The organism is Desulfococcus sp., assembly GCF_050178255.1.
Taxonomy (GTDB): Bacteria; Desulfobacterota; Desulfobacteria; order Desulfobacterales; family Desulfococcaceae; genus Desulfococcus; species Desulfococcus multivorans.
Window position 1 is genome coordinate 1 of the sequence record NZ_JBFXGG010000186.1, and the last position, 3,709, is coordinate 3,709.

2 protein-coding genes are annotated in these 3,709 nt (G+C 56.8%); both read right to left on the bottom strand.

Annotated features, from left to right (window positions below; all coding sequences use genetic code 11):
- The coding region (locus AB7S84_RS16930; protein ID WP_428155959.1) for an efflux RND transporter permease subunit at positions 1 to 1,099 on the bottom strand (1,099 nt) is incomplete at its 3' end.
- 61 nt (positions 1,100 to 1,160) lie between these two features.
- Positions 1,161 to 2,804: an efflux RND transporter periplasmic adaptor subunit gene (locus tag AB7S84_RS16935; protein ID WP_428155961.1), complete on the bottom strand. Its 1,644-nt coding sequence runs from the start codon at positions 2,802 to 2,804 to the stop codon at positions 1,161 to 1,163.
- Positions 2,805 to 3,709: the final 905 nt, after the last annotated feature.

The following is a 3,709-nucleotide window of genomic DNA, read 5'->3' on the forward strand; positions in this document are numbered from 1 at the left end:
TCCGGTCGTAGAAGGGAACCACGGCAAGCCGGCTGACCGTGCCGTCGGGAAGTGTCCGGCTGGGCATGCCCAGGGATATTTCAGAAATCTTCTGCTTGACCCGTTGGATGACGGCGAGGGGGTTTTCGCCGTACCGGACAACCACGACGCCGCCCACGGCCTCGGCTCCGCCCTTGTCCAGAGCACCGCGCCGGGAGGCCGGCCCCAGCGCTACGTTGGCGACGTGGCTGACCAGGATGGGCGTGTCTCCAACGCGTTTGATGAAGGCGTTTTCAATGTCCTCGAGGGATTTGACGAACCCCAGGCCCCGGATGACGTATTCGACCCTGTTGACCTCGATGGTGCGGGCGCCCACGTCCACGTTGGCCCGGCGCACCGCATTGACGATCTCTTCCAGAGTGACGTCTCGGTAACGCATCCGGTCGGGGTCCACATCGACCTGATATTCCTGTACGAACCCTCCGACGGACGCCACCTCGCTAACCCCCGGCACCGACATGAGGGCATAGCGTACATACCAGTCCTGGATAGAGCGCAGCTCATGAAGGTCCCAGCCGCCGGTCGGTTTACCGTCGGCGTCCTGCCCCTCCAGGGTATACCAGTAGACCTGGCCCAACGCCGTGGCGTCCGGGCCGAGGGTCGGTCTGACGCCTTCGGGAAGCTCCCGTGCCGGAAGGCTGTTGAGGCGTTCCAAAACCCGGGAACGCGACCAGTAGAAGTCGATGCCGTCCTCGAAGATCATGTAGACCAGTGAAAAGCCGAACATGGAATATCCCCGGATGGTCTTGACGCCGGGAACGCCCAGAAGAGACGTGGAGAGCGGGTAGGTGATCTGGTCTTCCACATCCTGCGGTGAGCGACCCGACCATTCGGTGAATACGATCTGCTGGTTCTCACCGATGTCGGGGATGGCATCCACCGGAACGGGATCGCGGTGAATGCCGCCCAGACGCCAGTCGAAAGGCGCCGCCACCAGCCCCCAACCGATGAGGAGGACGGTGATCAGAAATACGATCATCCGATTTTGCAGACACCATCCGATGATACGTTCCACCGGGGAGGGAGAGCCGTCGGTTGAAATGAGATCATCGCTGCTCATGTTGTCATCACCATCGTCATCGCACTATTATCGCCGGAAGCGGAAGATTCAATTCAAAGCGTCATTTATCAGCCGGTTCGCGTTGTTCCAGGCCGCGATACAATTGATGCCGGAGACCTGCATCGGGCCGCGGACGGTCATCGTCGGCACGGCCCTCCGCCGGGGCTTCCATCAACACCTGAGGGGACGCAGTGCCGACGCTGCCACCGCCGTGATCCATCATGCTGCGCCCGGCCAGAATCTGGACGGCGCTGTCGATCTTGAAGGCGCCGTTGACGACCACGGTTTCACCCGCCACAAGTCCGGATTTGACGATGTAATAGCCGCCCGCGCGGGGGCCAAGCACCACTTCACGTCCTTCGAATTTGCCGGGAGTGCGGGGATCCGCCACATAAACGATGGCCCGACTTCCGGTGATGAGAGGGGCGGTTTCGGGAATGACCAGCGGGGTATGATCGTCAGGCCCCCGGGCGGTCAGTCCGGTGCCTTCCGAAGCCATTCTGGACTGGATGATGCCGCGGGCCAGCATGTTGGGCCTGAGTTTCTTTTCGGGGTCCGAAAACAGGACGCCGATCTTGAAGGTGCGGGTCGCCGGATCGAATTCGGGATCGATATAGACGACCTTTCCCTCGAAAACCTCCCCGGGATAGGCATCCACCACTATTCTGGCGTCCTGGCGCATGCGAATCCAGGAAAAATCCGATGCATACCCGTCCAGCCGGGCCCAGATGTATTTGGGATTGGCGATGGTGAATATCGCTTCTCCCGTGTTCACGTATGCTCCTTTGAAAGCGAACTGGTTGAGCACAACCCCGGTGGTGGGCGTGGTCACCGTCGAAATTCCCGTCGGTACGCCCCGTGCGATAATCCGATCGATGTCCGCGTTCGACAGCCCCAGGAGCATCATTTTCCTCCGGATCTGTTCCAGTTTCTCCAGGGCGGCCTTCTTCGTCGCCATTTCCTCCGGCGTAGCCTCATCGGGTTTTGGGAGATGAAACTGCCGGCGCGGGGGTCGCATCTGTCGTTTGTAGATCTGCCCTCGGGCCGGGCGGTAGTCGACATCGTCCGGGAAAAGTTTCAGTACCTCCGCCAATTCCTGCTCCAGGAAATAGAGCTCCGAGGAGTGCATGTCGAACAAGGGGTCTCCCCTTCTGACGGTCTGGCCCGCCCGCTTGACATAAATGCGGTCGATGATGCCCGGTGCAAAAGCCGTGACCTTGTACTGTTCGACAGGATCGTATTCGATTTTTCCGAAAAGGCGGATTTCGGCGGAAACAGCCTGGCGGCTCACCTTTGCCGTTTGGGGTGCGGCGGTGCTAAGAGCCTTATCGGAGAGGCTTATCCCAGGCTTCTGGTCGTCATCTGTTTCATCTGGTGCGGGAATCTCCACCAGATCCATACCGCATACTGGACACTTTCCAGGTTTCGCCATGGGCTGCACACAGTTCATGGGACAGATGAAAATCGTTTTTGACGCATCCGCAGTAGCAATACCGATCATGTCATCATGATCATGTCCGGTGGGAGGCGGCTGGACAAAATCCGAGAACCAGTCCTCGGATGCACTGAGGGCATCGTCGCGGATGTTCGGCCCGGTGGTTCCCTGCTGCTTCGGTTCATATCCGATTATCAGACTTATCGCCAGGACGATCGTCGACACCAGCGGTATCCATATCTTTTTTGGAATGGGATTCTGGGGTCTCATAATGGACACTTGACCTTTCAAAAGAGCTCAATGTTAAGGGGACCAGGATCGGTTCGCCTGAATTCGGGGACATCGGCTGATAGGGTCAGCATGGCGGCCACGACGACGACATCGGGCCGAAGTCGTCGGGTCAATTCCTGAGCCGAAGGGATGTCGGCGGTTTCGGCAATGAGTTCCAGACCGGGATGTTGTTGAATGATTTGGCGCAGGTTTTCTCATGCGATGGAGTCGTCAATGGTCAGAAGAATCCGAATCGTCATGCCGTTTTCCAGTTGTGTTTTGCGGCCTACCACCCAGGACATCGCCGTCAGCCGATTGCATCATAACACGAGATTAACATGATTTTAATTTAGTTGGGGTTTTTATGTATTACAATCGGGCGGCGCCTGATTTTTGTCTATGAAAATCCTGGTTTTGATGACACATATAAACTCCGCCGCCGGCGATGACCCTTGCATTCCGGTATCGCCTCCATGGCTCAGAAGAGAATGGAAATGGCGTCGGAAGGCTTCGGTCTCCTTGATTTCCGTGATATCCCGCGTTACCGTCGGAATGTGAGGTTCGTTTTGTAAGGGCACGATTTTCGAGGAGAGCAGAACAGATTTGACGCTACCGACTCGGGTGATGAATTGGGTCGCCAGATTACGGACTGAACCGTATCGGTTGAGGTTTTCGAGGAATGTTTTTCGAATCCGAGAAGCCTTCCATAAATTAATTTCTTCTGCGGTTTTTCAATGACTGCCCAATGCCGTTGGATTAAGTGTATTTGATTGATATTCCAATTTGTTATGGCATAGCAGCCTCGATTCGGACACCTTTTCTACCCAGACCGAACTCAACCCGTTTTTAAGGGCTCAACACAGAGATGATGTTGCAAAACAGGCCTTCACCAAAGGGGCTCTATC